The 25,579-nt window shown below is 44.4% G+C and carries 28 protein-coding genes, 1 tRNA gene and 2 pseudogenes; 10 read left to right on the plus strand and 21 right to left on the minus strand.

What is annotated here, in order from left to right; genetic code table 11:
* Window positions 1-71: 71 nt before the first annotated feature.
* Together ACFQ2T_RS06450 and ACFQ2T_RS06455 are read right to left on the minus strand one after the other, a co-directional pair.
* On the minus strand, window positions 72-383 hold the full coding sequence (locus ACFQ2T_RS06450) for a hypothetical protein (RefSeq protein WP_379032069.1): 312 nt from the start codon (window positions 381-383) through the stop codon (window positions 72-74).
* Between the two features lie 283 nt (window positions 384-666).
* A complete protein-coding gene (locus ACFQ2T_RS06455) occupies window positions 667-852 on the minus strand; it encodes a hypothetical protein (protein ID WP_379032072.1) in 186 nt (61 codons plus the stop codon).
* 285 nt (window positions 853-1,137) lie between these two features.
* Here ACFQ2T_RS06455 and ACFQ2T_RS06460 point away from each other — a divergent pair, with 285 nt between their 5' ends.
* Window positions 1,138-2,904, plus strand: a complete 1,767-nt coding sequence (locus ACFQ2T_RS06460; RefSeq protein ID WP_379032074.1) for an ABC transporter ATP-binding protein — start codon at window positions 1,138-1,140, stop codon at window positions 2,902-2,904.
* 96 nt (window positions 2,905-3,000) lie between these two features.
* Here the strand turns inward: ACFQ2T_RS06460 and ACFQ2T_RS06465 are convergent, their stop codons facing one another.
* The 9 genes and pseudogenes from ACFQ2T_RS06465 to ACFQ2T_RS06505 all read right to left on the minus strand — a co-directional run bounded on the left by ACFQ2T_RS06465 (window position 3,001) and on the right by ACFQ2T_RS06505 (window position 7,716).
* A complete protein-coding gene (locus ACFQ2T_RS06465; RefSeq protein WP_379032077.1) occupies window positions 3,001-3,300 on the minus strand; it encodes a hypothetical protein in 300 nt (99 codons plus the stop codon).
* 151 nt (window positions 3,301-3,451) lie between these two features.
* On the minus strand, window positions 3,452-3,901 hold the full coding sequence (locus ACFQ2T_RS06470; protein ID WP_379032079.1) for a DUF2059 domain-containing protein: 450 nt from the start codon (window positions 3,899-3,901) through the stop codon (window positions 3,452-3,454).
* A 341-nt stretch (window positions 3,902-4,242) separates the two neighbouring features.
* Window positions 4,243-4,563, minus strand: a complete 321-nt coding sequence (locus ACFQ2T_RS06475) for a hypothetical protein (RefSeq protein WP_379032082.1) — start codon at window positions 4,561-4,563, stop codon at window positions 4,243-4,245.
* Window positions 4,564-4,604: 41 nt separating this feature from the next.
* The gene (locus ACFQ2T_RS06480) at window positions 4,605-4,871 is read right to left on the minus strand and encodes a hypothetical protein (RefSeq protein WP_379032085.1); all 267 of its coding nucleotides are present in this window, start codon (window positions 4,869-4,871) and stop codon (window positions 4,605-4,607) included.
* Window positions 4,872-4,934: 63 nt separating this feature from the next.
* Window positions 4,935-5,102: pseudogene (locus tag ACFQ2T_RS06485) on the minus strand (Imm50 family immunity protein); the annotation flags it as partial.
* A gap of 892 nt (window positions 5,103-5,994) precedes the next feature.
* Window positions 5,995-6,390 (minus strand): hypothetical protein, encoded by a 396-nt coding sequence (locus ACFQ2T_RS06490; RefSeq protein WP_379032087.1) that lies wholly within the window; start codon window positions 6,388-6,390, stop codon window positions 5,995-5,997.
* An 88-nt stretch (window positions 6,391-6,478) separates the two neighbouring features.
* Window positions 6,479-6,916 (minus strand): Imm50 family immunity protein, encoded by a 438-nt coding sequence (locus tag ACFQ2T_RS06495; protein ID WP_379032089.1) that lies wholly within the window; start codon window positions 6,914-6,916, stop codon window positions 6,479-6,481.
* Between the two features lie 29 nt (window positions 6,917-6,945).
* Entirely contained in the window at window positions 6,946-7,344 is a 399-nt protein-coding gene (locus ACFQ2T_RS06500; RefSeq protein ID WP_379032092.1) for a hypothetical protein, read from the minus strand.
* 39 nt (window positions 7,345-7,383) lie between these two features.
* Entirely contained in the window at window positions 7,384-7,716 is a 333-nt protein-coding gene (locus ACFQ2T_RS06505; protein WP_379032094.1) for a DUF2628 domain-containing protein, read from the minus strand.
* 312 nt (window positions 7,717-8,028) lie between these two features.
* Between ACFQ2T_RS06505 and ACFQ2T_RS06510 the strand changes: the two genes are divergently transcribed.
* The 6 genes from ACFQ2T_RS06510 (at window position 8,029) to ACFQ2T_RS06535 (ending at window position 12,173) form a co-directional block, all read left to right on the plus strand.
* Window positions 8,029-8,613, plus strand: a complete 585-nt coding sequence (locus tag ACFQ2T_RS06510) for a hypothetical protein (RefSeq protein ID WP_379032096.1) — start codon at window positions 8,029-8,031, stop codon at window positions 8,611-8,613.
* A 459-nt stretch (window positions 8,614-9,072) separates the two neighbouring features.
* Entirely contained in the window at window positions 9,073-9,339 is a 267-nt protein-coding gene (locus ACFQ2T_RS06515) for a hypothetical protein (RefSeq protein ID WP_379032099.1), read from the plus strand.
* A 321-nt stretch (window positions 9,340-9,660) separates the two neighbouring features.
* Window positions 9,661-10,038 carry a DUF6869 domain-containing protein gene (locus ACFQ2T_RS06520; protein ID WP_379032102.1) on the plus strand — a complete coding sequence of 126 codons (378 nt, stop codon included), beginning with the start codon at window positions 9,661-9,663 and terminating at the stop codon, window positions 10,036-10,038.
* The gene (locus tag ACFQ2T_RS06525; RefSeq protein WP_379032104.1) at window positions 10,032-10,319 is read left to right on the plus strand and encodes an Imm32 family immunity protein; all 288 of its coding nucleotides are present in this window, start codon (window positions 10,032-10,034) and stop codon (window positions 10,317-10,319) included. Before ACFQ2T_RS06520 ends, ACFQ2T_RS06525 begins: the two co-directional genes overlap by 7 nt.
* A gap of 97 nt (window positions 10,320-10,416) precedes the next feature.
* A complete protein-coding gene (locus ACFQ2T_RS06530) occupies window positions 10,417-10,653 on the plus strand; it encodes a hypothetical protein (protein ID WP_379032107.1) in 237 nt (78 codons plus the stop codon).
* A 275-nt stretch (window positions 10,654-10,928) separates the two neighbouring features.
* Entirely contained in the window at window positions 10,929-12,173 is a 1,245-nt protein-coding gene (locus tag ACFQ2T_RS06535; RefSeq protein WP_379032110.1) for a replication endonuclease, read from the plus strand.
* A gap of 123 nt (window positions 12,174-12,296) precedes the next feature.
* Here the strand turns inward: ACFQ2T_RS06535 and ACFQ2T_RS06540 are convergent, their stop codons facing one another.
* The 6 genes and pseudogenes from ACFQ2T_RS06540 to ffh all read right to left on the minus strand — a co-directional run bounded on the left by ACFQ2T_RS06540 (window position 12,297) and on the right by ffh (window position 17,614).
* Complete coding sequence (locus ACFQ2T_RS06540; RefSeq protein ID WP_379032112.1) at window positions 12,297-13,616, minus strand: hypothetical protein; 1,320 nt, start codon at window positions 13,614-13,616, stop codon at window positions 12,297-12,299.
* Window positions 13,606-14,655 (minus strand): hypothetical protein, encoded by a 1,050-nt coding sequence (locus ACFQ2T_RS06545; protein WP_379032114.1) that lies wholly within the window; start codon window positions 14,653-14,655, stop codon window positions 13,606-13,608. Before ACFQ2T_RS06545 ends, ACFQ2T_RS06540 begins: the two co-directional genes overlap by 11 nt.
* Window positions 14,656-14,806: 151 nt before the next feature.
* Window positions 14,807-15,421, minus strand: a complete 615-nt coding sequence (locus ACFQ2T_RS06550) for an SLATT domain-containing protein (protein ID WP_379032117.1) — start codon at window positions 15,419-15,421, stop codon at window positions 14,807-14,809.
* A gap of 92 nt (window positions 15,422-15,513) precedes the next feature.
* Window positions 15,514-15,668 (minus strand): annotated as a pseudogene (locus tag ACFQ2T_RS06555) (IS3 family transposase); the annotation flags it as partial.
* Window positions 15,669-16,040: 372 nt separating this feature from the next.
* A tRNA-Lys gene (locus ACFQ2T_RS06560) sits at window positions 16,041-16,116 on the minus strand.
* 136 nt (window positions 16,117-16,252) lie between these two features.
* Complete coding sequence (gene ffh, locus ACFQ2T_RS06565) at window positions 16,253-17,614, minus strand: signal recognition particle protein (RefSeq protein ID WP_379032120.1); 1,362 nt, start codon at window positions 17,612-17,614, stop codon at window positions 16,253-16,255.
* A 91-nt stretch (window positions 17,615-17,705) separates the two neighbouring features.
* On the opposite strand from ffh, the gene ACFQ2T_RS06570 reads away from it, so the two are divergent.
* Window positions 17,706-18,530 carry a cytochrome C assembly family protein gene (locus tag ACFQ2T_RS06570; RefSeq protein WP_379032123.1) on the plus strand — a complete coding sequence of 275 codons (825 nt, stop codon included), beginning with the start codon at window positions 17,706-17,708 and terminating at the stop codon, window positions 18,528-18,530.
* A gap of 101 nt (window positions 18,531-18,631) precedes the next feature.
* On the opposite strand, the gene ACFQ2T_RS06575 is transcribed toward ACFQ2T_RS06570, so the two are convergent.
* The 4 genes from ACFQ2T_RS06575 to pssA all read right to left on the minus strand — a co-directional run bounded on the left by ACFQ2T_RS06575 (window position 18,632) and on the right by pssA (window position 22,852).
* Complete coding sequence (locus ACFQ2T_RS06575; protein ID WP_379032126.1) at window positions 18,632-19,303, minus strand: histidinol-phosphatase; 672 nt, start codon at window positions 19,301-19,303, stop codon at window positions 18,632-18,634.
* A gap of 21 nt (window positions 19,304-19,324) precedes the next feature.
* On the minus strand, window positions 19,325-20,218 hold the full coding sequence (gene yedA, locus ACFQ2T_RS06580) for a drug/metabolite exporter YedA (RefSeq protein WP_379032129.1): 894 nt from the start codon (window positions 20,216-20,218) through the stop codon (window positions 19,325-19,327).
* A 183-nt stretch (window positions 20,219-20,401) separates the two neighbouring features.
* Window positions 20,402-21,937, minus strand: a complete 1,536-nt coding sequence (locus ACFQ2T_RS06585; protein WP_379032132.1) for a 2-isopropylmalate synthase — start codon at window positions 21,935-21,937, stop codon at window positions 20,402-20,404.
* A 126-nt stretch (window positions 21,938-22,063) separates the two neighbouring features.
* Entirely contained in the window at window positions 22,064-22,852 is a 789-nt protein-coding gene (gene pssA / locus ACFQ2T_RS06590; protein ID WP_379032135.1) for a CDP-diacylglycerol--serine O-phosphatidyltransferase, read from the minus strand.
* A gap of 153 nt (window positions 22,853-23,005) precedes the next feature.
* Between pssA and ACFQ2T_RS06595 the strand changes: the two genes are divergently transcribed.
* Both ACFQ2T_RS06595 and yajC read left to right on the plus strand, forming a co-directional pair.
* Complete coding sequence (locus ACFQ2T_RS06595) at window positions 23,006-24,229, plus strand: tRNA guanosine(34) transglycosylase Tgt (protein ID WP_379032138.1); 1,224 nt, start codon at window positions 23,006-23,008, stop codon at window positions 24,227-24,229.
* 1,004 nt (window positions 24,230-25,233) lie between these two features.
* The gene (gene yajC, locus ACFQ2T_RS06600; RefSeq protein WP_379032141.1) at window positions 25,234-25,548 is read left to right on the plus strand and encodes a preprotein translocase subunit YajC; all 315 of its coding nucleotides are present in this window, start codon (window positions 25,234-25,236) and stop codon (window positions 25,546-25,548) included.
* The last annotated feature ends 31 nt before the right edge of the window (window positions 25,549-25,579 follow it).

Here is a 25,579-nt window from a genome sequence, read left to right on the forward strand (position 1 = left end):
CAGTGGCTAAATGTATTTATGAGTCCTGGTGGATTCATGTTGTAAAGTTGAATTGCTAACAACAGGGCGAATCAGAAGCCAACATTAGGGTTGCTGGTACCAATATTGATTCTGTCGGGATCAATTTCTTCTGCATCAGGTTCTTCATCCGGCTCGAGACTTTCAGATAGCGAAGGATCAGGCACAATCGGCTCTATATTCCTACCCTTGGTCGAGGAATTAATAATATCCGGGTCAATGGTGTCCGGCTCGCTAGGGTCTGCTTCGTAATCTGCAGAGTCTTTATCAACATTATCGTCTTCAGTATCAATAGAAACCGAAATGTCCGGATTCAGACTACTTTCGATAGGGCTATCATTCCCGGCGTTTTCCTTAATCGTCAAAGCAACCTCCAAATCCAGTTATTAAACATTTGCTAGCCATATTTTCACCCATGTATATTCAAGGAAGTGTTTTATGGACTGGTCAAAAAAGGATAATGGATGATGGTTTTTTTAATCATCGGACAATTGCTTTGTTATATGTAGGAGAAACCTTACAAGTCCGATGTTGGAAATTAGTCGTTAGATATGAGTGCAGTTTGGAACTGCAAGTGAATAAGCTTTGCGATTAGCTTGCGAAAAAGCTAGCTAGAAATCCTGAAACAGCGGAATTTTAGGCTGAGGTCTAGCTGGATTCTTTAGCGAGCTTCTGGGCTTCATCAATCAGCGTGATTTGCGCGCCACTCTGGGCGGCAGCATTAGTGATCTCTAAAAGGTGTTTGGCCGGAATGCCATTGACGTTTAAGGTGAACCCAAGACCAGCATTCGCCGCATTGAGTAATTCTTCGATAGTTTTATCATCAAAGCTCATAGTGAATGTCCTTATTTATATATCAGATACTTACATCACTTGATTCCCAAAATCCAGGATGATTCCCGAAGGCCTGCGAAATAGGTGCGGGTAGACGATGTTCTCGGCAAGAAGGCGTAGCTATTTGAGTAAAAATCAATACTTCAACTGCAAGGTTTAATCCTTCAAGGAACCTGCGATACCAATTGTCATCAGAAATAAAGGCTCTTCACTATCAGAGCCGTTGTATTTACACTGCGCAAAAAGCCACTTTGATTAAAAAGCCACTTTGGTTGATTGGTAAACGTGAAAAAAATTCAACTCCCCCAAACTGCGGTTCCGTTTCTGTTTTTATATATCAAGCACCGCCCCTGGATGTTTGGCTCAGTGTTCGTCATTATCATGGGCGCCGCCAGTTCGGCAGTGGGCGTGCAATATGCGATGAAGCTGCTGGTGGATGCGATGGATAGCGCAGCCAGGGCAAGCGCCCAGGTCTGGGCGCCGTTAATTCTTTTCCTGGTACTGATCACACTCGAAAACCTGTTATGGCGCCTGGGCGGCTGGCAAGGCTCACGGGCCATCGTCGCCAGCGGGGTGGATATCAGGCTGGACTTATTCGAGCATCTGACCGGCCATTCGATGCGTTATTTCAACCAGCATTTTTCTGGCGCGCTGGGCAATCGCATCACGACTACCGCCTCTGCCACCGGTGAAATATTCGCCACCCTGTTCTGGCGCATCCTGCCTCCCATCACTGATTTCCTCGGTGCCATCATCGTGTTGACCACCATCCGCTGGCAAATGAGTGTGGGCCTGATGTTTTCTGTCTTATTTGTCGCCAGCTTGCTCATCCTGTTCGGCATCCGCGGCCGCAGGTTACATAACAATTACGCCAGACGATCTTCCGATGCCAGCGGCAAAATGATCGATGTCGTGAGTAATGTATGGACAGTGAAAGCATTTTCCGCCCGTCATCGCGAAAAAAACAGGCTGGCACGGGAGCTGAACCGGGAAGCCAAAGCCCACCGGCGAAGCTGGATGTATGTAGAACTCGCGCGCGTGATTCATGATATGTGCCTGGTAGTCACGGGCGCTGGCATGCTGGTCTGGTCTATCCTGCTCTGGCGCGCGAGCAGCATCAGTACCGGTGATGTAGTCATCGTCAGCACGCTTACATTCAGGATATTGCATGGCTCAAGAGACCTGGCTCTTGCCCTGGTCGGAACCGCCCAGCAATTCGGCATTATCAATGAAACGCTAAAAGTGATTGCCCAGCCACATTCAGTAAAAGATCCGGACGAATACGCCCAACTCAATGTCGATAGTGGCGGCATCCAGTTTCACAATGTGTCTTATACCTATCCGGATGGTCATAAAGTGTTTGACAACCTCACCTTTGAAATCAGGCCTGGTGAGCGCGTCGGGCTGGTAGGCGCTTCCGGCGCAGGAAAATCGACCCTCATCAGCCTGATGCAACGCCTGGATGATATCCAAGAAGGCCAGATACTGATTGACTACCAGCCGATAAATCTAGTTTCTCAAGACAGTTTGCGCTCAAAAATAGCGGTCGTCCCGCAAGACATTGCCCTGTTCCATCGCTCGGTATACGAAAACATTCGCTATGGCCGCCCGGACGCCTCCAAAGAAGAAGTGTATACCGCAGCGCGTAATGCCTATTGTGATGAATTCATCCGCGGCCTGCCCAAAGGCTACAGTACAATCGTGGGTGAAAAAGGCATTCGCTTGTCAGGAGGGCAAAGGCAGCGCCTGGGCATCGCGAGGGCCTTTGTGAAAGATGCCCCCATTTTGATACTTGATGAAGCGACTTCTGCGCTGGACTCCAAATCTGAAAAAGAAATCCAGTCAGCGCTAGCTTCCCTGATGCAAGGGCGAACCGTTGTCGCCATCGCGCATCGACTTTCCACCCTTTCCTCATTCGACAGGATCATCGTTTTGAAAAACGGGAAGATTGTTGAAGACGGTCCACCAGAAGTGTTGCGGGCAAATGGTGGCCTGTTCGCTGAGATTTGGAATTTACAGGCCAGCAGTTTAAATAAACTACAAACTTTATGAGGCTAGTGAAATCTGAATAGCCATCTGGCATTGAGAAAAGAAAAACGGCTCATATTTCTGCAAGCCGTCATTTGGATCTGCCTCAAAGTGATAGGATCATTTACAGCTGCTGGGGCCAATGCCATCCAGTTCATTTTGCGTATTAAAATCGACAATCTTGATTGTTGCATCTGGATATTGAGTACATAGATATTTAACTAATTTAGGGATTGCTGTTTTGTCCTGAGCAACAAGAGGTGACTCTTTAAAAACTGTTCCGAAAAGATCAACGTTTTCAGGCAACTTTTCTCCATTTGAATTGAATGCCATCACTCTAAATGGACCTGCTGGTGATGCAATCACATTGTTACAAGAAACCGAAGCCAGCATAAATATTGCAAATGAAACTTTCTTCATTTATTGATCTCCCTGATTTTGAATAATAAGTATTATGGATACTTTAATTGATATATCAGTTTACCTCAGCTTAAAAAAGCCTGCATCAGTCGCCAGTGATGGGTTAGGCCCATAGAGGAAATCCATCTGCACTAACCAGTAATGCGCGGCGTCATTGAGCAACGTCCTGGTTGACTGAATCGTTGGCCTGAAATGGGTGATCACGAAGAAATTTTTGAAAATTATTGGATAACAAAGTTGCGAACTGGGCGGAGAACGCATCACTCTTGACGGTGAATGAAGCACCAAGGGGAGTTTTCATAAATGTTATGGCAGCTTTTAATTCCGCTCTTGTATACGTGCTAATTACAAGTTCAGCTAACTGATCTTTGATTGCTTCCCAGCCTGCGGTTTCGCGTATGAATGCTACCGCCTTCTCTCTATCGGCCGCAGGAAGGTTTTTGAGTAACTGCTGGTTGTAGGTCTCCAAGGTCGCATCGATGATTTGCTCAAAGCGTGAGATTTTGAGGTATTCGATAGCGAGCGTTTTATCGGCCTGTTCACTGCCTATTGCACTGAACGAAAAAACTATTAGGAGAAAAAATGCTGCGATTGCTTTCATACGAGAACCCTATTATTGATAAAAAATTAATAGATACGATAGAGCTAACAAACTCAACGTTTGAATTAAGGGGCACGCTTCAGCGCATCCTGCTTGATGAGAGGGTTAGCCACGATTACGCTCAATAAGATGAAATAGCTTCTTACGATAAAAAGTTATAAAAGGAACAAGCACAGCTGCCAGAGAAATGAGTAAGCCGAACAAATCGTAGCCAATATTTGAGAGCTTCATAGCAATTTCTAAATGACTTGAAGACAGCTTTATAAGTGCCTCACGGATGCATACTCAATGACCCAGTATAACAACCAGATTAAAAAATTGCTTACCTTTTGAAGGTTGGTTTAGGCATGATTTACAACAGCAATACTTTTTGCTGTGATAGAAATAAAACCACGTGCTAAATAAAAATAAGTAGTGCCAGCTTTTAGAGCGGGCACCCAATGAGAAATATTACCGCCTACTTTTGAATGGTTAAATAGTTCTTTGAAGTTCGAATTTTCATTGTACTCAGATACGTCACTAAACTTGAATGTTGCACTAATACGTTGTTTTGATTGCTCGGTGGGGTAGTAATCAATCTCAAAAGCGACTGAGTTGCCCTCATAGTTAACTGATGTGGATTTTAAGTTTGCATCATGCAACTCAATTTTTTCGTGGCTCATATTTGTATGCCTAACGTTTAAAGGATGGGTTAGGGTATGTTTTATTTGGATGCCTTTTGCACCAACTCAAATTCGTGTGGAAGCATATATAAACCACCATAGCCGCTAATTCCATCTTCAATTTCCCACCCTATTGAAACACTAGCTTTCCCTTCTTCAGGAAAATCGTCGACTTCATACTCATTGTTAAGCATCCCAAGAATATGAGGCTTTTCATCCTCAGGGGGTATGGCGAGAAATTCTTGAGCTATTTCAAGCACACGCACGATATCACCTAGCTCGACTAAGTTTCCATGTTTATCTTTCATTGCACCTCACGATTGAATTAAGGGAGTGACTTTATCCAGCCCCATTTGAATGAGGCGTTAGGGTTAAACAATCGGCAAAATCTCAACAGACTCAAGCTCCACGTTAGAACAATGGAAGGAACCGCCAAACCCCCAGATAGATTCAATCTTAACGGATAAATTGGCTGGCTCAGTTGTTTGAAATGGCGAAACAGTGAAAGAATTAATGACATTTTGATGGTTAAAATCAAATAGCTCAAGATCGACTTAGGCGAAATGCATGTGGATGTACTGGTGGATCGCACGTCACAATTCTCACCGGAAGACATTGGCAGAATCCAAACTCAGTTGGAAAGCCTGCTTGGTGTAACGGTAGATGTGATAACTCCCAACCGACTGCATGATGAATATCGTGAAAGAGTTCTGGCTACTGCGGTAGCTATTTGATTGCGGGATTTTTTCCCGATGCGTTCGGGATTAGTGTGTTTTCTTTGACTGTAAATTTCTAGCGGAATATATTTGGAATTGCTTTATTCCTTTCCCGAGGAAATCTGATGACTAAAGCCCGGCATTCTCCCCCTGAATGTTGGGCTTTTTCCTTTGCCCAAGCGGCTCCCTCACGAATAAATATCAACTCCCTCACCAAACCAACATAACGGCCAACGATTGCCAGCGGGATTACCGTCATATTAGTCAGCCCCTGATTGCTGGGCTATGGCTCAAGGCGTGCGACTATGAGTAGGGTTTGGGGCTGCGGGTAGGAAAGTTTGAATACTATTATTGAATAGTCGATACCTTTGGAGTCATGACAAAACCTCTCCAATGACCATGAATATAACCTTTACCTACGATAACTCCACTTTTGATCGCGCCAATCATTTATTGGTTTGATCCCATCAACAAAGAAGAAAAAGATTTTAAGAAAAAATATGAAATCAAAGATGACTAGATTGAATTGCAAACAGAGCAATTACCGGATGAAACATTACGTGAGTTAATTCCTTTGTATTATCGCTATAAAGGCAATCTGAAAGATCTTTCAAGGTTTGCCACCTCTGAAAATGAAGCATGGTTTAAAGACAGTAAGGCATATTGGTTTGCATCAGTTTTTCAGTAAATTAAACCCTAACAAATAAGATTCACGTTACTTACAAGAACGAATACCGTTTTCAGTTGCATAATATTTGAAACCTATTATTTTTTTATCTAGTAATTCTGGCGCAGTTCTTCGCACATCAAGCTTTTGAAGAAACAGAGCACACTCTCTATTTTTTAAGCAAGTTAATGACTTCTCATATAACCCACTTGCCCCTAGATCCGCAAAGCACTTTGCATCCGCATACTTACCAACATTAATGTTTGAAGAAATACCTCTATACTCAACATATCGACCAAAATTAACTTCAGCATTGGCTTTCCATAAAGAATCTCTAAATGATTGATTCATTGAATATCTCGTTAGATTTGCACCTGCAATAAAGAAAATTAGATGGCTTATTAATAAAATTAGCCCGAGCATGAATTTTCGTTTTGTGGTCATTTAAAATCCTTGTAAGCATTTCGCGAGTATGGATAGGCAAAACAACCTAATATAAACATGCAGATGCTAACTGTACGATTAGTGAATATCATTGGTGCTCAATTTTCACAACTTCCACTGACTCAAGCTCTACAGCAGAACACTTGAACGAGCCACTCAAACCCCAGATAGATTCAATCTCGACTAATAAAGTAGCTTTGTCATTTGTTTGTACAGGCGAAACAGTAAAGGAGTTAATGACATTTTGGTGATTAAAATCGAATAGCTCCAGATCACTTATTGATGCAAATACAAAATTGGCAAGCATGCCTTTAGTCACAATCATCTGATAGTTTGCCGTACCTTCATTTATTGATGCATATTGGCTAACATGAATTGTCAACTTCGCCCTGTTGTGACCCACCTCAACTGGAAGCGATCTTTCCATAGAGAATTTAACGATCTCAGCATCATGAAATGTTGGCCACTCACCTAAGGCGGCAATCAGTTGATCACTCCCAGTAATATGCTGATATGGATTACTCATAAAACTACCTCTTAACGATAACCAGCGGCTTATAAGAAATACATCTGATTTTGTTCGGTGTTTGACTTGAGAAGACTGAGTAGATTTTGTGCTTTTTTCCTTAACGGTATCCAGCACGGATGATCCATATTTCTTAGGCTAACGGAAGCTACTTCTGTATATTCAACCACAGATAAAGGGATGCATTTAAAACTCTCAATCAAATCTAACAGAGCCTCTCGCTGATCCTGAGAAAAATTACAACTAGCATAATTGAACAGATAGTCAGAACCTTCAAGACCGAATTTTATTTCAGCCGAAACATTAAAATGCGTTAGTAAGTTGCATGCCTCTTGCGGAGATGCAGCCAATTCCTCAAGCTTTCTTATGAAGGAATAGTACGAGTTTTCGTAAATTTCACGGTCATCCTCTTCTGAAAGTTTTTCCATAATCTGCTTAGCTAATTAATTAGCGATAATGCTGCTTTTCTAGGCATTGTTATGCTCTTCAGCTATTGGCAAATACCCATCGTTTAGTAGTGAAGCATGAAACCAAAAGTTTCCATAACGACCACAAACATACATGTACGCTACAAACAGGAAAAATGAAATGAAACTGAGTGGAGTACTTTTGAGGTGTTCTGAATAATCTGCGAATACATTTAAAAGTAGCAGCAATATTAATAAAATAAAAAAGTGAATCCACATTGCTTTTATTAATGCCCATAATGGCCCAAGAAAGAAAGCCACCCAAGAAAATCCAAGTTTGACCTCAACTACTGGGCCAGATGGGTGCTTTAATATTACTTTCTGTTCCACCATTGTTATTTTTCTTTATGAATAATGAACCGGAACTTTAATGAGTTCTTAATGATTATGCAAAACAAAAAAGACCCAAGGCGTTAACCTTGAGCCTCTCGTGATGTACTGCCCGCCTAACAATCGAATTTGAATATCAACGCTAAGCTACTCCCGCCTTAACAAACCGAAATTCCCACGCCAAGCCAACATAATGGCCAACTTTCCCCACCGGGATTCCGTCGTATCAGCCCCTTATTGCTTGGCTATGGCTCAAGACGTGTGACTATGGGCAGTGTTTGGGGCAATTAAGGTTTGCAATTAGAATCAGTATTTATGCAAACAAACACTTTTATTTTAATAACTATTTCAATCCTTCTAAGCATTCCCCTTGGAGTGCCTGTTGCTGCGACGATCAAGAAATCCAAATACCTTGATGTTGCTCAAGAAATTATTGCTAGATATGCGGTTATTTCTATTTCTGTACTTTCCATCGTCACAGCATATTTCTGGGGCCTTCGCTTCGAATCCCATGCTGCAAACATTGTCTTATTACTGAGTTCTCTTGTTTGTTACTTAAGTTTAATTTCAATATTTTATAAGATTAAGCCTCGTCTTCTCGGTATTCCACTTGCAAGTGCAATAGTTGTTATTACGTTAATCATTACTTTTGGTACCGCTTTGTCTTTTGCGGTTGATGATAAGTCTAATCAAATTAGATTAGCTTCTAATTTGCATTGTGAGGTTTTCCAATTCGGCTTTGCTGGTGACCAAGGAGGACTTGATGTGAGTATTTATAAAGACTTGGGCCTGGGAATCAAGCGTAGAGTATTTCACGATGGCTATCTTGATGAAATTAATTATCCTTTTCAGAATCAAGAACAGGCATGCAATTATGCAAGGACAAAAATTAATCAGTAAATCTCTAATGTCACACCAAGCCAACATAACGGCCAACAATCTCCGTCGGGATTGCCGTCTTATCAGCCAGCTCCTGTTTGTTCGGCTATGGCTCAAGACATGCGACTATGGGCAGGGTTTTCGAAGTGCTGACTTGATATCGTTACTGGTTTCGTATACTTTTAACTCTTCAAGTTGGTATTGCAGTGAGAGAGATATGGCAGATTGGAGACTGCAAGGACAGGAAAAATACTTACTTGGGGTTGGACTCAAAAAATCAACTTACATAAAGTACACCGAAACATGGGAGCATGATCATTGTGAATTTTGTAATAAGAAATTCTCTGAGAGCCTTCCAGATACAGTGCATGAAGGGTACTCAACTTTAAATAGTTATCATTGGATATGTGAGGCTTGCTTCTCTGATTTTAAAACCATATTTAATTGGAAGATTTAGTTAAATAAACTTTATATTTTTTTATGAAATACTCTGATGGCAATATTGCTGAACTAAGGGATTTAATCGCAATTGATATTAAATATCGTGGCCTAGTTATCGCTTGCATTGGTAAAGGTGAATTTTTAAAAGAATATGTAAATCACGACTTTTCAGTTTTAGACAAAGGAATTATGGTTCTTACCGATTTTGGAGGTTTAATATATTATCCGGATGACTATAGAGAACATATTATTTTAGTCGAACGAAACTCATCTAAACATCCAATCAAATATTCCAGAAATCTTTGAAAATATGTTGGTTACTACCGATTACTCACTCTTTTCAGGAAACATCTCTCACAATGGAGCGCATAATTTATCCCAGCTTTTGGGTGTTCTCAGCATTAGCTATTCTGACTGGATTGAACACTTTAATTTCAAACATTCCCGTGCGCATTCAATGTTCAAGAGGTTGTTGGCTCAATGGTGTTTTATTTTCCACTCTAGGTGAGTTTGGGGCAAGGGTTGTTTTAGCTTCTCTATATTTTTCGGTAGCAGCCTGGATAGGGTTTCTAGCACTAAGTCTTAAAAGAAAAATGAAGTCTGAACAACGGGCGCTCTCAATTAAAAATGAATCAAGAAGAAAAGACAAAACTGATTAATGCATGGATCTCGTATCACAAAAATGGTACCAGCACTTCACAAACAAATGATCAGTTCTGGGCATGGGAAATGCTTGATAAATTTGTATCTGAGCAACCAGAACTAGCGTGGGAAGTCATATTAGGTATCTTGGCTGAAGATCAGTCTGCTGTCGTCATGACTAATGTTGCAGCCGGTCCATTGGAAAACTTAATGGCTAGACATGGCCGAAGCTTTGTTGATCGTATAGATCAGCAAGCTAGAAAAAACTCTGAATTTCGCTTCTTACTAAATGGCGTATGGAGCAGCAACATTGATCCCGCTATCCTAAAAAAACTTACTAGATACCGGAAAAACCCGTGGTAGCTCTGCCGCAAGCACAAATAAAGAACCTTAGCCCTATGAGAATACATGGTTACGCCGACGAAGGCTTAAATATTGAAGAGATCATTCCAGCAGAATTGGCTGAAATTACTATTCTTGCTACACCAGAAAAATTACGTCGAATTGCTAGTTTCTTAGAGGCATGCGCGATTGGGATGGAAACTAAAGGTAAATCATGGGAGCACGAACATTTATCCGATAAAGATAGCTCTTTCATTGACTCTCCACACGTGGTTGTATTCAATCCCAAGCATGATGATTAAAAGTCCCCGCGACTAAATAATTTATAGAGCGCCTCAAATGACTGCATCAATAAAACCCAAGTGTACGCTCTGTGTACTAAGTGTCATAGCATCCATCATGATTGCTATTGCTGGAATTAAAGTCTTTTTCACGATTATAGATAAGGTCATAAGTGGTCATGGCTTTGAACAATTCAAAACTTTTGAAGGATTTGAGTTCAACTATATCGGAGCATTAGGCGTTATTACTCTCATGGCCTTAGTACTTTTAATTGCGCCATTATTTTATTGGTTTGATCCAATGATCAGAGAAGAACAAGACTTCAAGAAAAAGTATGATGTCAAAGATGAATAGTTTTATGTTCAACATTCCACCAGAATCACTTTTCGCGAAGCTTATTCAAAGCATTTTTGCCATTGGTTACGTTTTACTTGTAGAGCAGCTACTTCATTTAAATTTAATAGCAAAAGGCTCATGGCTATTAGACTTTTCCAATATTTTACTGGCTACAATGATTGGCCTATTTATATTGTTTGTGCTTAATTTCGTGATATTACAGCATACATTTTTACGGCTTGGAGCGGTGACTTCTCTATCCGTTTTTATGTATTTCTATATTTACATTCTCTATGGCCATTACGCTCAATTATTCGATGGCCTTTATCGTACTCCACAATACATTCTTAACATGCTGTTTTTTGTATCTTTGCCTGTTTGTGCGGGTAAATTTATACAAGCTCGCTTTATCACCCCAAAACGCTGGAACGTATGTTAGCGATGAATCATTTGAGCGAAGAAAACAGCAAAAACTCCGTAACAAGCGCGCTCTTGAAGCTACTCACTTGGAAAATGAGGATGGTGATGTATTTAGTTTGTTTGATCTTGCTAAAACATCCCTAGCGAATCCAGAGAATCGCCGTAACGAGTTAATGACACGCATTAGAGGATTCGAGGAGATCTCAAAGAAATATAAACATCAAGCGATGTTCTATACGGTCACCTGTCCGTCACGTATGCATGCCCGACATTCGAAATCAGGTGATGCAATTCTAAATTATGACGGCACGACCCCAAAAGAATCTCAAAAATACCTCGTAACTATGTGGTCTCAAATCAGAGCTAAGTTACAACGACTAGGAATACAGATTTATGGCTTCAGAGTCGCTGAGCCACACCATGATGGCACACCGCATTGGCACTTATTGTTGTTCGTTGAAAGCGAGAAAGCAGATCAATTAACGGCAGTAATCCGAGATTATGCTATGCGTGAAGATGGCGACGAGAAAGGCGCGGATAAGCACCGCTTTGAACTCATTAAAATCGATCCCAAGCAAGGAGCAACAGGATACATCTCTAAATACATCAGTAAATCTATTGATGGCTTTGGTATAGATGATGATTTATATGGCAATGATTCCAAATCGGCAGCTGACAGAGTGTGTACGTGGGCTTCGGTTTGGGGTATTCGCCAATTTCAGCAAATTGGCGGCCCTCCCGTGAGCGTATACCGTGAGTTAAGGCGAATTAAAGGGGATGACCTATCAGGCATCCTTAAACAAGCGCATTTAGCTGCTGATAATAAGAAATGGGATGAGCTAATAGAAATAATGGGCGGGCCATTTGCCAAGCGCAAAGAGCAAACTATCAAAGTGTATCGTCTATGGAGTGATGAGCTTAATCGCTATCGAGAACCTAAAGGCTACAAAATCACTGGTGTAGAGGCAGGGAACGTAACTGTACTCACAAGATTGCACACATGGACTCTTAAAACTGATTACAAACCAAATTCAGAGCAAAAAGATCAATGGAAACCAATCCCAATCAAGAAAGCTCTAGATCCCCCGATCTTCATCAGCGAATATCTTAAAAAATAAGGGTTAGGCTTTTAGGTTTCCTTGGAGTACTGTCAATAACTGTACGGAATGACACTTTATCGCTTGGCTTTACGGCTTGTCGGAACTCAGCGTATACACGTCCGACAACAGCCAATTGTTAGATTATTTTTCTCGCAATTTATCGTAAAGTTTTCGTGCAATTGAATTAATTCGACCATTGTCACCGTTATTTAGAGCTTGAACGAGTTTGAGAACATCCGTATTTAGACTTTCACTTTCAACAAGAAATGTTAAATGATCGCTTATTAACGTTTTGAATCTTTCTCTTGGTTTATCGTTAAACAGTTTGGTAAGTATGATTTCGTCAGTGCTCAACACTTTATCAAAATAATACCTCCACCGATCTTCCGGAATCTTTAGTAATTCTGCTTTGGCTGTCGGGAAGGCCGCGTTGGAGACACCATATGAATTACCAAGATAAACACATAGATACGCTTGAACGCAATCTATAAAAGCTGGAGCCGGTATTGAACTTCCGAGCTTCGACAAGCTGGCCACTAATGGGGCTTCAGTATAGAAATTATTTATTGCGAAATGTGCATCGATTAAAGACTTAGCAGCCTTTTTAAAAGTAGAAGAGCGCAGATTTTCAGGTACATAATCGAAACCTTTTACCTTTAGCAAGGCATTTTTAAGACCTTTAGTCGCAGAAATATCACCTGCAGCCGTTGCATCTCGGTAGGCGTTACCAATTTGCCATTTATCTTTTTCTGGAATATGACTCCAAATCGGTTGAATCAATACACCTAAATTTCCAACGGCATGTTCCTGAGCCGCGCCCTGTTCATTTTTAATTCCTGACAACAAAACCGAAACGACGGTTTTTATATAAAACGGCGGCGAATCTAAAAGTTGTTCAATTTGAGGGTCAGATAATGTTAGTGACTCAGTGTAAAGCCGATTTCTTAACTCAGAAAACTCGATTGCTATAGATATGTCTGTTTCACCTAGAACATATTTAACACAAGAATTTACTAAAGAGGCTGCATCGATTTTTGATAATTCTTCATTGTTCTTTTCAGCTTCATCAGACAAGTAATGGCTTATTACTTCCAATGCATGCCTAAGCTTTAAGGCTCCAGTGCTATTGATTGCGCCGAGCTGTTCCGCCAAACTAATCGCACTATAGTCATTCAAAACAATATCGATATTACTATATTCATCGATATCATCATCATTAAGCATTTCTCCGATAAAGCTCATGCCTAATGTTTTTAAGGTTGACTTAAGCCTGACCATGGCTCTACGCCATGTATACTCAGCGCCCATGTCGTACGCTCCATGCTCAAAGGCACGTGCTATATCTGTTTTTTGCTTATCGTTTAATCCGTTTGCGTAAAGCACAATTTCTTGCGGCTCTGAGCAAGTTGCAGGTATCAATCTACCAGTGGGGCCAGCCCACACTAATTCTTTACCGGGCATCGGTCACGCTCCAAATTTTTTCGCTTCCATCTTGAGATTTATAAAAACAACACTCAAAACATTCACTGCGCTTCATTATTTCAAAAGCTCTAGTTCTAGCCCCACCTACGAGCCCCTCCTCTTCATTGCCTTGTGGCTTTACAAATATGTGATAACCAAGAACTTTTCCAGACGTTGTTATTACAGTCATGCCATCGTGGTTTAACATTGACTCAAGTAAAGAGCTATAAAGCCGGTTGGACGTACATGCTTCTCTTGTTTTTTCGACTTCTGAAGCAGCTAGTAACTCATACATATCAATTGGTTTTCGCAGGTAAACACCGTCGTTATGCCTTGCTTTTAAAGCGGTTAGCTTCTCTTCGTCATCTTGAACAACACCAATTAGATTTCCATGCCCAATAATTAATGCATTCCCAATTAGCTTTTGAAAGTAAGAAACTGAAATATCTTTGTATTGCTCATTTATATCTTGAGTTATGACCGAGCAAAGCTTTTGTAATTCATGACCATGAGAAGTCCCTTTACTGTTTAATGTAAGACAAATAAGAGCACTTGCTTCAGAACCCTTTAGAAGTACTGTTTTATTCCCCACATTTTGAAGGTAGGCAATACTATAGTCTTCGCCATTTTGGCTCAGCTCACCAACAGCCTGAGTCCTAAATGTAGGGCTTAATTCCGATATTTCAGATGAGACCACGCCGTAACTTATGTATTCTTCTTCTACGTTGATGTAGATAACCCATCCATTTCGTGACAATGGGGCACATAGTTTTAAAGCATTTGAAAATTCTTTTACGGTTCCTAATTTCCTATCTATCTCTACATTTTTGCAGAAAGGTAGGGTTTCAAGCACTGATTCAATATTATTTGTAATGAATATCTCCGGATATAACTCCTCACCTTCCTCTCTGTATGAAGAAGTAGAATCTACCAGATCAAGAATACCTTCTCTCAAATACGGATAATGTGGAAAGTTTTCTTGATATAGAAAGCTTCCTATCAAATCCAATACATGAGATCTCAGCGATCTCTCTTCCATCTATCAGTATCTCCGATTTATTTAAATAATCTAACGTTTGACATAAGGGGCTGGCGACTTCGGTGGCTCAACCTTCATTATTGAAAATTGTATCATCGAAGAATGCTTTCACCAGTCCTGCGCGATGGATGAGTTAGAGAGTAGCGAAAAGCTATTTTGCATGTGCAACAATGCCTGAAAAAAGCGTATAGAAAATAAAACCTACAAACCCAATCGCTACAAAGTAATGCGAAAAGACAATTAGAGACATGACGCGTGCTTTAAGCCATAAACCAATAAATATTGCCCACTCATTAAAATTGCTGGGGTTTTCTGATAGGCGTGTATATAAATAATCAATTGGTTTGTGGTTCTCATATTTTTCTAGAATATCGTAATACTCTTCAGCAAGAGAAAAATACTCTTCGTCTGAGACACTCTGACCCATGCCCGCTAGTTTACGAGCGAAGCGACCTAATTCAACACCATTGCGATGCATGGCTTGTGCGCGGGAAATGAAATTTTCTTGGCCAAGTAAAAGTGAGTAGACTAAAACTAAAATAGCCAAAGTTGCTTGAGTGGCGTTTAAGTAAATTACTTCAATGCCCGCGGAAATTCTAAATGTTTGAACCAGTGGAATGAAGACAAGCGCTACCGAGATCAATGAGACTGTCCATTGAGAAAGTTTATGATGCAATTCAAGCCGTTCGCTTGCTCGATAGCGAGATTTTGTTGTTATTTTTGTACGACGTAAAAGCTCATGCAATCTGTTATCTAATTCACTCACAAATTCCCTTTGCACTCCAACTGTAATTATAGGTACCCATGGGCCTCTATGGACTATCCACGATTTTGATACCTAGCCTTGCTTACGCAGACCTATTCATATGTTTCACGACTCATGCCATTTAGGTGTGAGTGCGTCTGGCCCTGTTATAAAACACTTCAATATAATCAAAAATATCAGCGCGTGCTTTAACTCTGGAATGATACACATGATTGCGGATTCTTTCCTTTTTTAAGCTGCTGAAAAAAATTCAGCCACTGCATCCACTCAATCACAGCCTTTAAATTCTTTAGTCTTTTTATATCAAGGGGTGTTTTAATAATCTTTAATTTTTAGATTTCAGCTAATTGGTATTTAGCTTTAAAGCCCAATAAGAAGTCTTATCAAGAACCCATATTGGTGAGAAAGAATTTTTATGAGCATCCAACTTTGAGGCTACTATACGGCTACTAAAAAATAAAAAAGGGTTACGATAAATCGTAACCCTTTGATTTTATTGGTGGCCCCTCTGTGAGTCGAACACAGCACCAACGGATTATGAGTCCGGCGCTCTAATTCATTACTTGGCATTGAGAAAAGAAAAAACGGCTCACATTTCTGCAAGCCGTCTTTTGTATTTTGGTAGGGTGTGCGGGGATCGAACCCACGACAAACGGATTAAAAGTCCGCTGCTCTACCAGCTGAGCTAACACCCCTCATTTCGTGTCTGGCGCTTTGTTTGCGTCAAATTTGAAAGAACGCGATTATGGGGGATTTACGGGGATTGGTCAATGCTGTTTTCGCTTTTTTGTATAAAAAGTTTATTTTTCATATATCCCGTAATTTTGGTCTTTACATTCCCGGGAATTTACCGCCCATCATGCCACCCATGCCGCGCATCATCTTCGCCATGCCGCCTTTGCTGAACATCTTCATCATTTTTTGAGTTTCTTCAAACTGATTTAGCAGGCGGTTCACATCTTGTACCTGCACGCCGCTACCGGCTGCGATACGTTTTTTGCGGGTGGCTTTGATGAGTTCGGGTTTGCTGCGTTCATCCGGGGTCATGCTGTTGATAATGCCTTCGATGCGGCGCAGGGATTTATCGACGTCATCAGTATTAATCTTCTGAGCCATGCCGGCGATTTGCGAAGGCATCTTATCCATCAGCGAGGCCATGCCGCCCATTTTGCGCATTTGCAGCATTTGTGATTTGAAATCGTTGAGGTCGAACTTGGCGCCGGATTTGAGTTTATCGGCGACTTTCTTCGCTTCATCAAGATCGACTTTTTTATGCGCTTCTTCAATCAGGCTCAGTACATCACCCATGCCCAGAATACGTCCTGCCATCCGGTCAGGGTGGAAAGGCTCCAGGCCATCGACTTTTTCACTGACACCGATAAACTTGATCGGCTGGCCGGTGACGTGGCGTACAGATAATGCAGCACCACCACGTGAATCACCGTCAAGCTTGGTCACGATGACACCGGTCAGTGGCAAGGCTTCACCAAAGGCTTTGGCGGTATTGACGGCATCCTGGCCCTGCATGGCGTCGACCACAAACAGTGTTTCAGTCGGTTTCAATAAAGCATGCAGGTCTTTGATTTCTGCCATCATGGCTTCATCAATCGCCAGGCGACCGGCAGTATCGAAAATCACCACGTCGTAGTAATTCTTTTTCGCCTGCTCCATCACCTGGGCGGCGATTTCCAGTGGCTTTTGCTGAGGATTGCTATCAAAGCAATCGATATCCAGCTGTTTTGCCAGGGTCTGCAACTGGGTGATCGCGGCCGGACGGTAAACGTCGGCACTGGCAAGCAATACTTTTTTCTTTTGTTCTTTGAGTAACTTGGCCAATTTGCCGGAAGTGGTGGTTTTACCGGCACCCTGCAGACCTGCCATTAAAATCACCACAGGTGGCACTGCCGCCAGGTTAAGGCCGACATTGGCTTTACCCATCAACTCGGTCAGCTCGTCATTGACCACTTCAATCACGGCTTGCCCTGGGGTCAGGCTTTGCAGCACTTCACGGCCATTGGCGCGCTCTTTGACGCGGGCAATAAAGTCTTTCACCACCGGCAAGGCGACGTCGGCTTCCAGCAAGGCCATCCGCACTTCACGCATGGCATCGGCAATATTGTCTTCGGTTAAACGTGCTTGGCCGCGCAGGTTTTTGATGACGCCCTGCAAACGGCCGGTCAGGTTTTCCAGCATGGGTGAACTCTCTTTAAAACAGGTCTTTGAATAAGCTAGGGATTTTACATCATGCTAGGCGAATACGCCGAGTTTTGCCATAATGTGGCGCATGATTCAACATCTTATTCCCTATCTGGTAGTCGCGTTTATCTATATGGCAGTGGCGATGGATTACTGGCGGATCGCCAGGCAAAACAAGCCTGCCAGCGAAACACAGGCATCTTTCCAGCTACATAGTGCCATGGTGGCATTGAGTGTTATTTTGCATGGCTGGTTGCTGTACCGTGATATGTTTGCCGTGGGTGGATTTAACCTGGGCGTCTATTACGCGCTTTCGGCTATCCTCTGGCTCACCGTGCTGATCTACTGGATTGCTGACCTCAAACATGCTTTACACAGCCTGCAAGCCTTTGTATTGCCACCAGCCGCCTTGTTTGTACTGATGCCTGGGTTTGCCATTAAAGACTATTATGTAAATACCGCTGGCCTGACGCTGTTCAGCCTGCATATTGTGCTTGCCATACTCGCTTACAGCCTGTTTACGTTCGCGGCGCTGCATGCATGCCTGATGCGCATGGCTGAGCGCGCCTTGCACCAGAAAAACAGCTGGCTGGCGTTGCCAGGCTTTCCGCCATTGATGGTGATGGACGCCCTGCTGTTCCGCGTACTACATATCGGCTTTGTATTGCTGACGATTACGCTGGTCAGTGGGATGCTGTTCAGTGAAGAGATTTTCGACCAGCCACTGCAATTCAACCATAAAACCATTTTCTCGATTGCTTCCTGGCTTATTTATGCCTGGCTGCTGTTTGGCCGCTTTAAGTATGGCTGGCGCGGCAAAACGGCTACGCGGTGGACGCTGTTTGGTTTTGTGCTATTACTGCTGGCTTATATAGGCAGCCGCTTTGTACTGCATGTGGTGTTAAACCGTTAACGGGTAACGGCGTTAAATAAAAAAGCAGCGATGTCGCTGCTTTTTTACCATTGCATTCGCGAAAGAAGCCCGCCAGCCATTAATGCACTTCCAGGAGAGTTTTAATCCCGCAGGCTGATAATAGGCCAGCCTTGTTCAGTGGCATAGCTAGTCAAAGTCGGGTCTGCATCAACCGCAACAGGATTTGTCACCAGCTTCATCAGCGGTAAATCGTTGTGTGAATCACTGTAAAAGTAACTGGTTTCAAAATCAGCCAGGGTTTGCCCTTTTTCCGCCAGCCATTCATTCAGGCGCGTCACCTTGCCTTGCTGGAAGCTGGGGGTGCCGCTCACGCCTCCTGTGAACTTTCCATCCACAAACTCAGGGTCCGTACCAATCAGGTGCTCAATACCATAGGCGGTGCCGATAGGCTTGGTGACAAAACTGTTCGTAGCAGTAATCACCATGCACAGGTCGCCATTGGCTTTATGCTGGTCCACCAATGCCTGCGCTTTTTGCGTCATCATCGGGCGGATCACGTTAGCCATGTATTTTTTGTGCAGTTCATCCAGGAAAGATTTCGGATGTTGCGCCAATGGCTGTAACTGGAACTCCAGAAAGGCATAAATATCCAGGTTGCCATTTTTATAATCCAGGTAAAACTGCTCGTTGCGCGCTTTGTGCGTTTTTTCATCGAGCAGCCCTTCGCCAATCAGGAAAAGGCTCCAGTTATAGTCACTATCCCCGGCCAGCAGGGTGTTGTCCAAATCAAATAACGCCAGGTTTTGTTTCATATCTTTTCTTAAATCACATTATTAAACAATCGTTTCATCTGGCACTGCCTCGCTGGTCGAAGTCAGCACCAGGAACACGCCCACCAGAATCACAGCCAGCGCGATATATTCCATGGTGTGGATATGCTCATCGGCGAATAGTACGCCCACCACAAATGCCACCACCGGATTCACAAAGGTATTACTGCTTGCCACCAGGGGCCGCACATTGTGCAACAACCAGTGGTAGGCAGAAAACGCCACCATGGAACCGAGCACAATCATGAAGACAATCGCCACCCAGGAGCGTGCTGTGATGGCTGTCGGCCATTGCTCGCCAAAGGCCGCACTGAAGATAAATGCGATCAGGCCACCACACAGCATCTGGCTGGCGGCACCCATCAGGCCTGTCGGCATCGCCATATGCTTGCTCCATACCGAGCCCAGCGACCACGACGCGGCAGCAAACATCAGCAAAAACGCACTCAGCCAATCGCCCTGTAAACTGCCGCGGGTATTCAGCAACAGAATGCCGACCAGGCCAATGGCAATCCCCAGCCATTCACGACGGCTGATCTTGTGTCCCCACAGGCTGGAAAAAATCGCCATCCAGATCGGTGCTGTGGCAATCGCCAAGGCCGCCACGCTGGATGAAACATGCAGTTGAACGTGAGAAACGGTGCCATTGCCCAGCACCGGCAACAATAACCCGACCAGCGCGGCACCCCGCCATTGAATCGGCGTTGGAGCGGCGTGACCCAGGCCGCGCAATATCACATACAGCAATGCCCCGGCCGCAGTAAAGCGTATGCCCACCATGACAAATGGCGGGAAACTCTCAATGGCGTATTTGATTGCCAGGTAGGTAGAACCCCAGATAAGGTAAGTACAAGTCAGCGCACTCACGATTAACAGCCACTGATGCTTAGCCGGCATTCAACATCCTTATATTCATTTCCAGCGAATCGTACGCAAACTTTACTGACTAAATTGATGACGCCACAAACTGTGTCAGGTCACTCTGAAAAATGAGGGGGTTGGTTATAGCAATCATCACTGCTCGCAGTTAAGGTTTCATCGTTAAACGCACCATATTCAAGCACGCTTAACGAATCAGCATTACTCTACTTGTGGATTCAGCTTTTCCACTTTGGCATAAAGCTTGTTCAGCGCGTTCAGGTATGCCTTTGCAGAAGCCACCACGATATCCGTATCTGCGCCCTGCCCGTTGACCACCCGGCCGCCTTTTGCCAGGCGCACAGTGACTTCACCCTGGGCATCTGTACCGCTGGTGATATTGTTGACCGAGTAAAGCAATAGCTCAGTCTCACTGTTAACTACATTTTCAATGGCTTTAAACGTCGCATCCACCGGGCCGCCACCAGTTGCTTCCGTGCGTTGCTCTGTGCCGTCACGATTCAGCGTCAGAACCGCATGCGGAATTTCTCCGGTTTGTGATGCCACTTGCAGGTAAGTCAGCTTGAACAACTCAGCGGTGTCTTGTACCACTTCATCATTGACCAGCGCATGCAAATCTTCATCAAAGATTTCCGATTTTTTATCTGCCAGTTCCTTAAAACGTGCGAAGGCGGCATTCAGCGCATCGTCACTTTCCAGCTCAATGCCCAGCTCTTTCAAACGGGTACGGAAGGCATTACGGCCAGACAATTTGCCCAAAGTCAGTTTATTCGCACCCCAGCCCACATCTTCGGCACGCATGATTTCATAGGTTTCGCGGTGCTTGAGCACACCATCCTGGTGGATGCCGGATTCATGCGCAAACGCATTGGCACCGACAATGGCCTTGTTAGGCTGTACCGGATAACCGGTAATGGTGGAGACCAGCTTGGAAGCAGGCACGATTTGCGTGGTATCGATACGTGTGGTCAGATTAAAAATATCGCTGCGGGTTTTAATCGCCATCACGATCTCTTCCAGGCTGGCGTTACCGGCACGCTCACCCAGACCATTAATCGTACATTCCACCTGGCGTGCACCGTTCATCACCGCAGATAGCGAGTTCGCCACTGCCATGCCTAAATCATTGTGACAATGGGTAGACCAGACAACCTTGTCAGCGCCTTTGACACGCTTGATCAACTCGGCCATGCGTTCACCCCACACCGAAGGAATACTGTAGCCAACGGTGTCCGGCACGTTGATGGTTCTGGCACCGGCATCAATCACTGCTTCAAACACGCGCACCAGGAAATCAATTTCGGACCGCACGGCATCTTCGGCAGAAAACTCAACGTCTTCGGTATATTCCAACGCCCATTTCACTGCCTGCACGGCCCGCTCGACCACCTGGTCTTCGGTCATGCGCAGTTTATTGACCATATGGATTTTGCTGGTGGCAATAAAAGTATGGATACGACCCTTGGCCGCGTGTTTAATGGCTTCACCGGCCCTGCGCACATCATTTTCACTGGCGCGTGCCAATGAACACACGGTGGAAGTTTTAATCACTTTGGCGATTTCGGATATCGCATCAAAATCACCTGGGCTGGCCGCAGCAAACCCTGCCTCAATCACATCTACACCCAGCTTTTCCAGCTGGCGCGCAATGCGGATTTTTTCTTCTTTGGTCATTGCTGCACCCGGGCTTTGTTCCCCGTCACGCAGCGTGGTATCGAAAATAATAATTTGTTCCATGAATTTATCCTAACCTGGTAGCCGGAATTTTACCTGCTTGGCCCATAATTGACTATAACAGTGGCGCAGGATTCCCGCCCCAATAAAAAACGCGCCAGGTTGGCGCGTTTCAGTGTTTTGTATGGCTTAAGTTTTGTTTTTTGCAGCCATTCTGTCACGCGTCCACAAGTAATATCCAGACAAGGTATACACAAATACCACGCTGAACAGTACTTCCGGAGGACTGTAAGAAATCAGCACGAACGCCAGCACCACTGCCAAAATCGCCACGAAAGGCACCGAATGACGCAGGTTGATATCCTTGCCGCTGTAGAATTTAAGGTCAGACACCATAGAACCGGCGGCAAATACTGTCAGGCACCAGGCGATCCATTTTACCTGCACCGCACCGAAGAAGATTTCGCGGCCATCTATATTGTATTCGTAAGACACCCAGACAAAACCTGCCAGCAAGGCCGCTGCCGCCGGGCTGGGTAAGCCCTGGAAATAGCGCTTGTCCTGGAACGGGTCATCGATCTTGGTATTGAAGCGCGCCAGGCGCAAGGCCGCACAGGCACAATAGATAAAGGCCGCAATCCAGCCCAGTTTATTCATCGGCTGCAAGGCCCAAACATACACGATCAGCGCAGGCGCCACGCCGAACGACACCATATCCGCCAGGCTATCATATTCAGCGCCGAATGCACTCTGGGTATTGGTCATACGCGCCACGCGGCCGTCCAGCCCATCCAGCACCATGGCGATAAAAATTGCAATCGCTGATTGCTCAAAATGCTGGTTCATGGCCTGCACAATGGCGTAGAAGCCACCAAACAGGGAAGCAGAAGTGAACAGGTTAGGTAGCAAATAAATGCCACGCTGACGCAAACTGGTATGTTCTTCACGTCGTGACAGGCGGGTCTGTGGTTCAGCCATACAAGAGCTTTATAAAGGAATATGTGCATTGTTGCGGGCAATCACAAAAAATGCAAGCAAAGCCGGGCAATGCAAAAGCCCGGACATACGCACCGGACGCATTATGTTGCTGTGATAAAATGCGCGTTTATTTCAGCTACTTATCGCCATTTCATGCAGTTTTCCCTACACAATACCGATGGCCTCGCCAGACGCGCCACCGTCCACTTACCCCATGGCGAAGTACAAACCCCTGCGTTTATGCCAGTGGGCACCTACGGCACAGTTAAAGCCATGTCGCCTTTGGAACTGAACGATATCCAGGCCCACATCGTGCTCGGCAATACCTTTCACCTGTGGCTGCGTCCCGGTCTAGAGGTGGTTGCGGCACACGATGGCCTGCATAAATTCATGGGCTGGGACAAACCGATACTCACCGACTCCGGCGGCTTCCAGGTGTGGAGCCTCGGAGATTTACGCAAAATCAGTGAAGCAGGTGTCAAATTCAAATCACCCATTAATGGCGACAGCTGCTTTCTGACTCCAGAAGAATCCATGCGCATCCAGCGCGTACTCAATAGCGACATCGTTATGATTTTCGACGAATGTACGCCCTACCCGGCCACCCACCATGAGGCCAGACAGTCCATGGAACTCAGCCTGCGCTGGGCGCAACGCAGCCGCGATGCGTTTAATGTTTACCAAAATCAGACCATCCCGCAAGCGATGGCGTTACAGGGCGGCGAGGAGGAAGTCCGGCAGCTGGTCCAACAAGGCGTTCAAAGAATTGAAGCCAGAGATGATGCGGCTAGCAGCACTCAGAAAAATGCCTTGTTCGGCATTATCCAGGGCGGCATGTTTGAAGACCTGCGCGATGTTTCGCGCCAGGGACTGGAAAAGATTGGCTTTGATGGCTATGCAATTGGTGGCCTGTCAGTCGGCGAACCCAAAGAAGACATGCTGCGCATTCTGGCGCATACCGCGCCGCAAATGCCAAAAGACAAACCACGCTACCTGATGGGTGTCGGTACGCCGGAAGACCTGGTGGATGCCGTCAGCTATGGCATCGATATGTTTGATTGCGTCATGCCTACTAGGAATGCGCGTAACGGTTGGCTGTTCACGCAATATGGCGATGTCAAAATCAAGAATGCTACCCATAAAACAGATACACGTCCGCTGGATGATGAGTGTGAATGCTATACCTGCCGTCACTTTAGCCGCAGCTATTTGCATCATTTGTACCGGATTGGCGAGATTCTGGGTGCGCGGTTAAACACGATTCATAACCTGCATTATTATCAATTTTTGATGCAGGGGATGCGGGCGGCGATTGAAGAAAACAGGTTTGAAACGTTTAAAACTGAATTTGCGAGGAAACGAGCAGAAAAGCGTTAACTGTAATGACTCTTCAATAGTTGATTAATTTAAATAGCTTCTGTTTCGCCTCTAGGCGACCTTCTTTTGCTTGTCCATAAGAAAGAAGGCAAAGAACAAGACCCCTAGCTTCCGCTTTCTTCCTCCGTTGCTCGTCAGCGTGGGCGTCCAACGAAACTCGCCCTGACAAGCCACACATAACGTGGCTTGTTGCGGAACTCAAACAGACGCTGGCCGACTCCTCCCACGCTGACTGCGCTACTCGGCGCGTCAGATAGGGGCCCGTTTAAAACCACCACGATGTAACAGTTGTCGGGCGCAATTGGCAGAGGGCGCTAAGTGACCTTTTCAACTCTCTAGAATAAACCCAACAACTAAGTACATTGTTTTGTCTTTAAATGCTTTTAGCTTTGTTTAATTTCAATTGTTGAGCGGGAATGAATGTGGCGAGTCTCACGTAACTGAAAGCGTGTTGTTTTCACGGGCCCCTATCTGACGCACCGAGTAGCGCAGGCAAAATAAGAAACAAAGGAGCGACTGTCTGAATCCCGCGGTGGCCTGCGTAGTGTGCAGGCCGCTAGGATGAGTTTCGCGACCGCTTATTTTGATGAGCAACGCAGGAAATAAGCGGAAGCTAGGGTGCCTTTTCTTTTGGTTACTTATTCTTTGGGCAAGCAAAGAAAAGGAACTCGCTGAGAAAGCGAAAAGGAATGGTTAATATCTGAAGAAATATTTATAAACCTGTAAGGATTAGAGCCAGTGCAAGACTTGCTCTTCGGAAGTTACCAAGCTAAGCATCAACCTTGCCTGGATTCCGGCCAACGCAGAAATGACGGATTTCTGTAGCGCGCATCATTGCACATAACAGCACTGTTACGCAGTGCGCAGAGCATAATCTGAGAAACCCTGCCTAAAGAATCCTTTTTATCAGCATACCCTCCCCTGGCTCAGCCTCACGCATATTCTTCTCCCGCCTGTGCTAAAATCGCGAGTTATTTCGTAGATTGATTCAGGAAGAAAAAAATATGTTGATTAGTAATGCCTATGCAGCCACTGCAACAACCAGCGACATCATGAGCTTTGTGCCCATGATTGTGATTTTCGTGTTGTTCTATTTCATGCTGATCCGTCCGCAAGTCAAACAGGCAAAACAACATAAATCCATGCTGGAAACGCTTAAAGCAGGTGATGAAGTGGCAACCACCGGCGGTATCGTCGGCAAGGTAACCAAAGTCGGTGAAAGCTTTATCAGCATTGAAATCGCCGCCAATACTGTGGTCAATGTACAAAAACATACCGTACAAACGTTGCTGCCGCCTGGCACAATCAAGTCAATTTAATTACAAGTGACCTTTTTCCAGTCCTTTATTC

The sequence above is a fragment of the Methylophilus flavus genome (assembly GCF_042678905.1).
Lineage (GTDB): Bacteria > Pseudomonadota > Gammaproteobacteria > Burkholderiales > Methylophilaceae > Methylophilus > Methylophilus flavus.

Excerpts from the sequence above, each read along its gene's own strand:
- ACFQ2T_RS06515 (WP_379032099.1), top strand. The coding sequence starts at position 9,073 with ATGAAATACTCTGATGGCAATATTGCTGAACTAAGGGATTTAATCGCA.
- ACFQ2T_RS06470 (WP_379032079.1), bottom strand. The coding sequence starts at position 3,901 with ATGAAAGCAATCGCAGCATTTTTTCTCCTAATAGTTTTTTCGTTCAGT.
- ACFQ2T_RS06575 (WP_379032126.1), bottom strand. The coding sequence starts at position 19,303 with ATGAAACAAAACCTGGCGTTATTTGATTTGGACAACACCCTGCTGGCC.
- ACFQ2T_RS06490 (WP_379032087.1), bottom strand. The coding sequence starts at position 6,390 with ATGACCACAAAACGAAAATTCATGCTCGGGCTAATTTTATTAATAAGC.
- ACFQ2T_RS06475 (WP_379032082.1), bottom strand. The coding sequence starts at position 4,563 with ATGAGCCACGAAAAAATTGAGTTGCATGATGCAAACTTAAAATCCACA.
- ACFQ2T_RS06510 (WP_379032096.1), top strand. The coding sequence starts at position 8,029 with ATGCAAACAAACACTTTTATTTTAATAACTATTTCAATCCTTCTAAGC.
- ACFQ2T_RS06480 (WP_379032085.1), bottom strand. The coding sequence starts at position 4,871 with ATGAAAGATAAACATGGAAACTTAGTCGAGCTAGGTGATATCGTGCGT.
- ACFQ2T_RS06505 (WP_379032094.1), bottom strand. The coding sequence starts at position 7,716 with ATGGTGGAACAGAAAGTAATATTAAAGCACCCATCTGGCCCAGTAGTT.
- ACFQ2T_RS06455 (WP_379032072.1), bottom strand. The coding sequence starts at position 852 with ATGAGCTTTGATGATAAAACTATCGAAGAATTACTCAATGCGGCGAAT.
- ACFQ2T_RS06530 (WP_379032107.1), top strand. The coding sequence starts at position 10,417 with ATGATTGCTATTGCTGGAATTAAAGTCTTTTTCACGATTATAGATAAG.
- yajC (WP_379032141.1), top strand. The coding sequence starts at position 25,234 with ATGTTGATTAGTAATGCCTATGCAGCCACTGCAACAACCAGCGACATC.
- pssA (WP_379032135.1), bottom strand. The coding sequence starts at position 22,852 with ATGGCTGAACCACAGACCCGCCTGTCACGACGTGAAGAACATACCAGT.
- ACFQ2T_RS06595 (WP_379032138.1), top strand. The coding sequence starts at position 23,006 with ATGCAGTTTTCCCTACACAATACCGATGGCCTCGCCAGACGCGCCACC.
- ACFQ2T_RS06465 (WP_379032077.1), bottom strand. The coding sequence starts at position 3,300 with ATGAAGAAAGTTTCATTTGCAATATTTATGCTGGCTTCGGTTTCTTGT.
- ACFQ2T_RS06495 (WP_379032089.1), bottom strand. The coding sequence starts at position 6,916 with ATGAGTAATCCATATCAGCATATTACTGGGAGTGATCAACTGATTGCC.
- ACFQ2T_RS06570 (WP_379032123.1), top strand. The coding sequence starts at position 17,706 with ATGATTCAACATCTTATTCCCTATCTGGTAGTCGCGTTTATCTATATG.
- ACFQ2T_RS06520 (WP_379032102.1), top strand. The coding sequence starts at position 9,661 with ATGAATCAAGAAGAAAAGACAAAACTGATTAATGCATGGATCTCGTAT.
- ACFQ2T_RS06545 (WP_379032114.1), bottom strand. The coding sequence starts at position 14,655 with ATGGAAGAGAGATCGCTGAGATCTCATGTATTGGATTTGATAGGAAGC.
- ACFQ2T_RS06585 (WP_379032132.1), bottom strand. The coding sequence starts at position 21,937 with ATGGAACAAATTATTATTTTCGATACCACGCTGCGTGACGGGGAACAA.
- yedA (WP_379032129.1), bottom strand. The coding sequence starts at position 20,218 with ATGCCGGCTAAGCATCAGTGGCTGTTAATCGTGAGTGCGCTGACTTGT.
- ACFQ2T_RS06540 (WP_379032112.1), bottom strand. The coding sequence starts at position 13,616 with ATGCCCGGTAAAGAATTAGTGTGGGCTGGCCCCACTGGTAGATTGATA.
- ACFQ2T_RS06500 (WP_379032092.1), bottom strand. The coding sequence starts at position 7,344 with ATGGAAAAACTTTCAGAAGAGGATGACCGTGAAATTTACGAAAACTCG.
- ffh (WP_379032120.1), bottom strand. The coding sequence starts at position 17,614 with ATGCTGGAAAACCTGACCGGCCGTTTGCAGGGCGTCATCAAAAACCTG.
- ACFQ2T_RS06535 (WP_379032110.1), top strand. The coding sequence starts at position 10,929 with ATGGCCATTACGCTCAATTATTCGATGGCCTTTATCGTACTCCACAAT.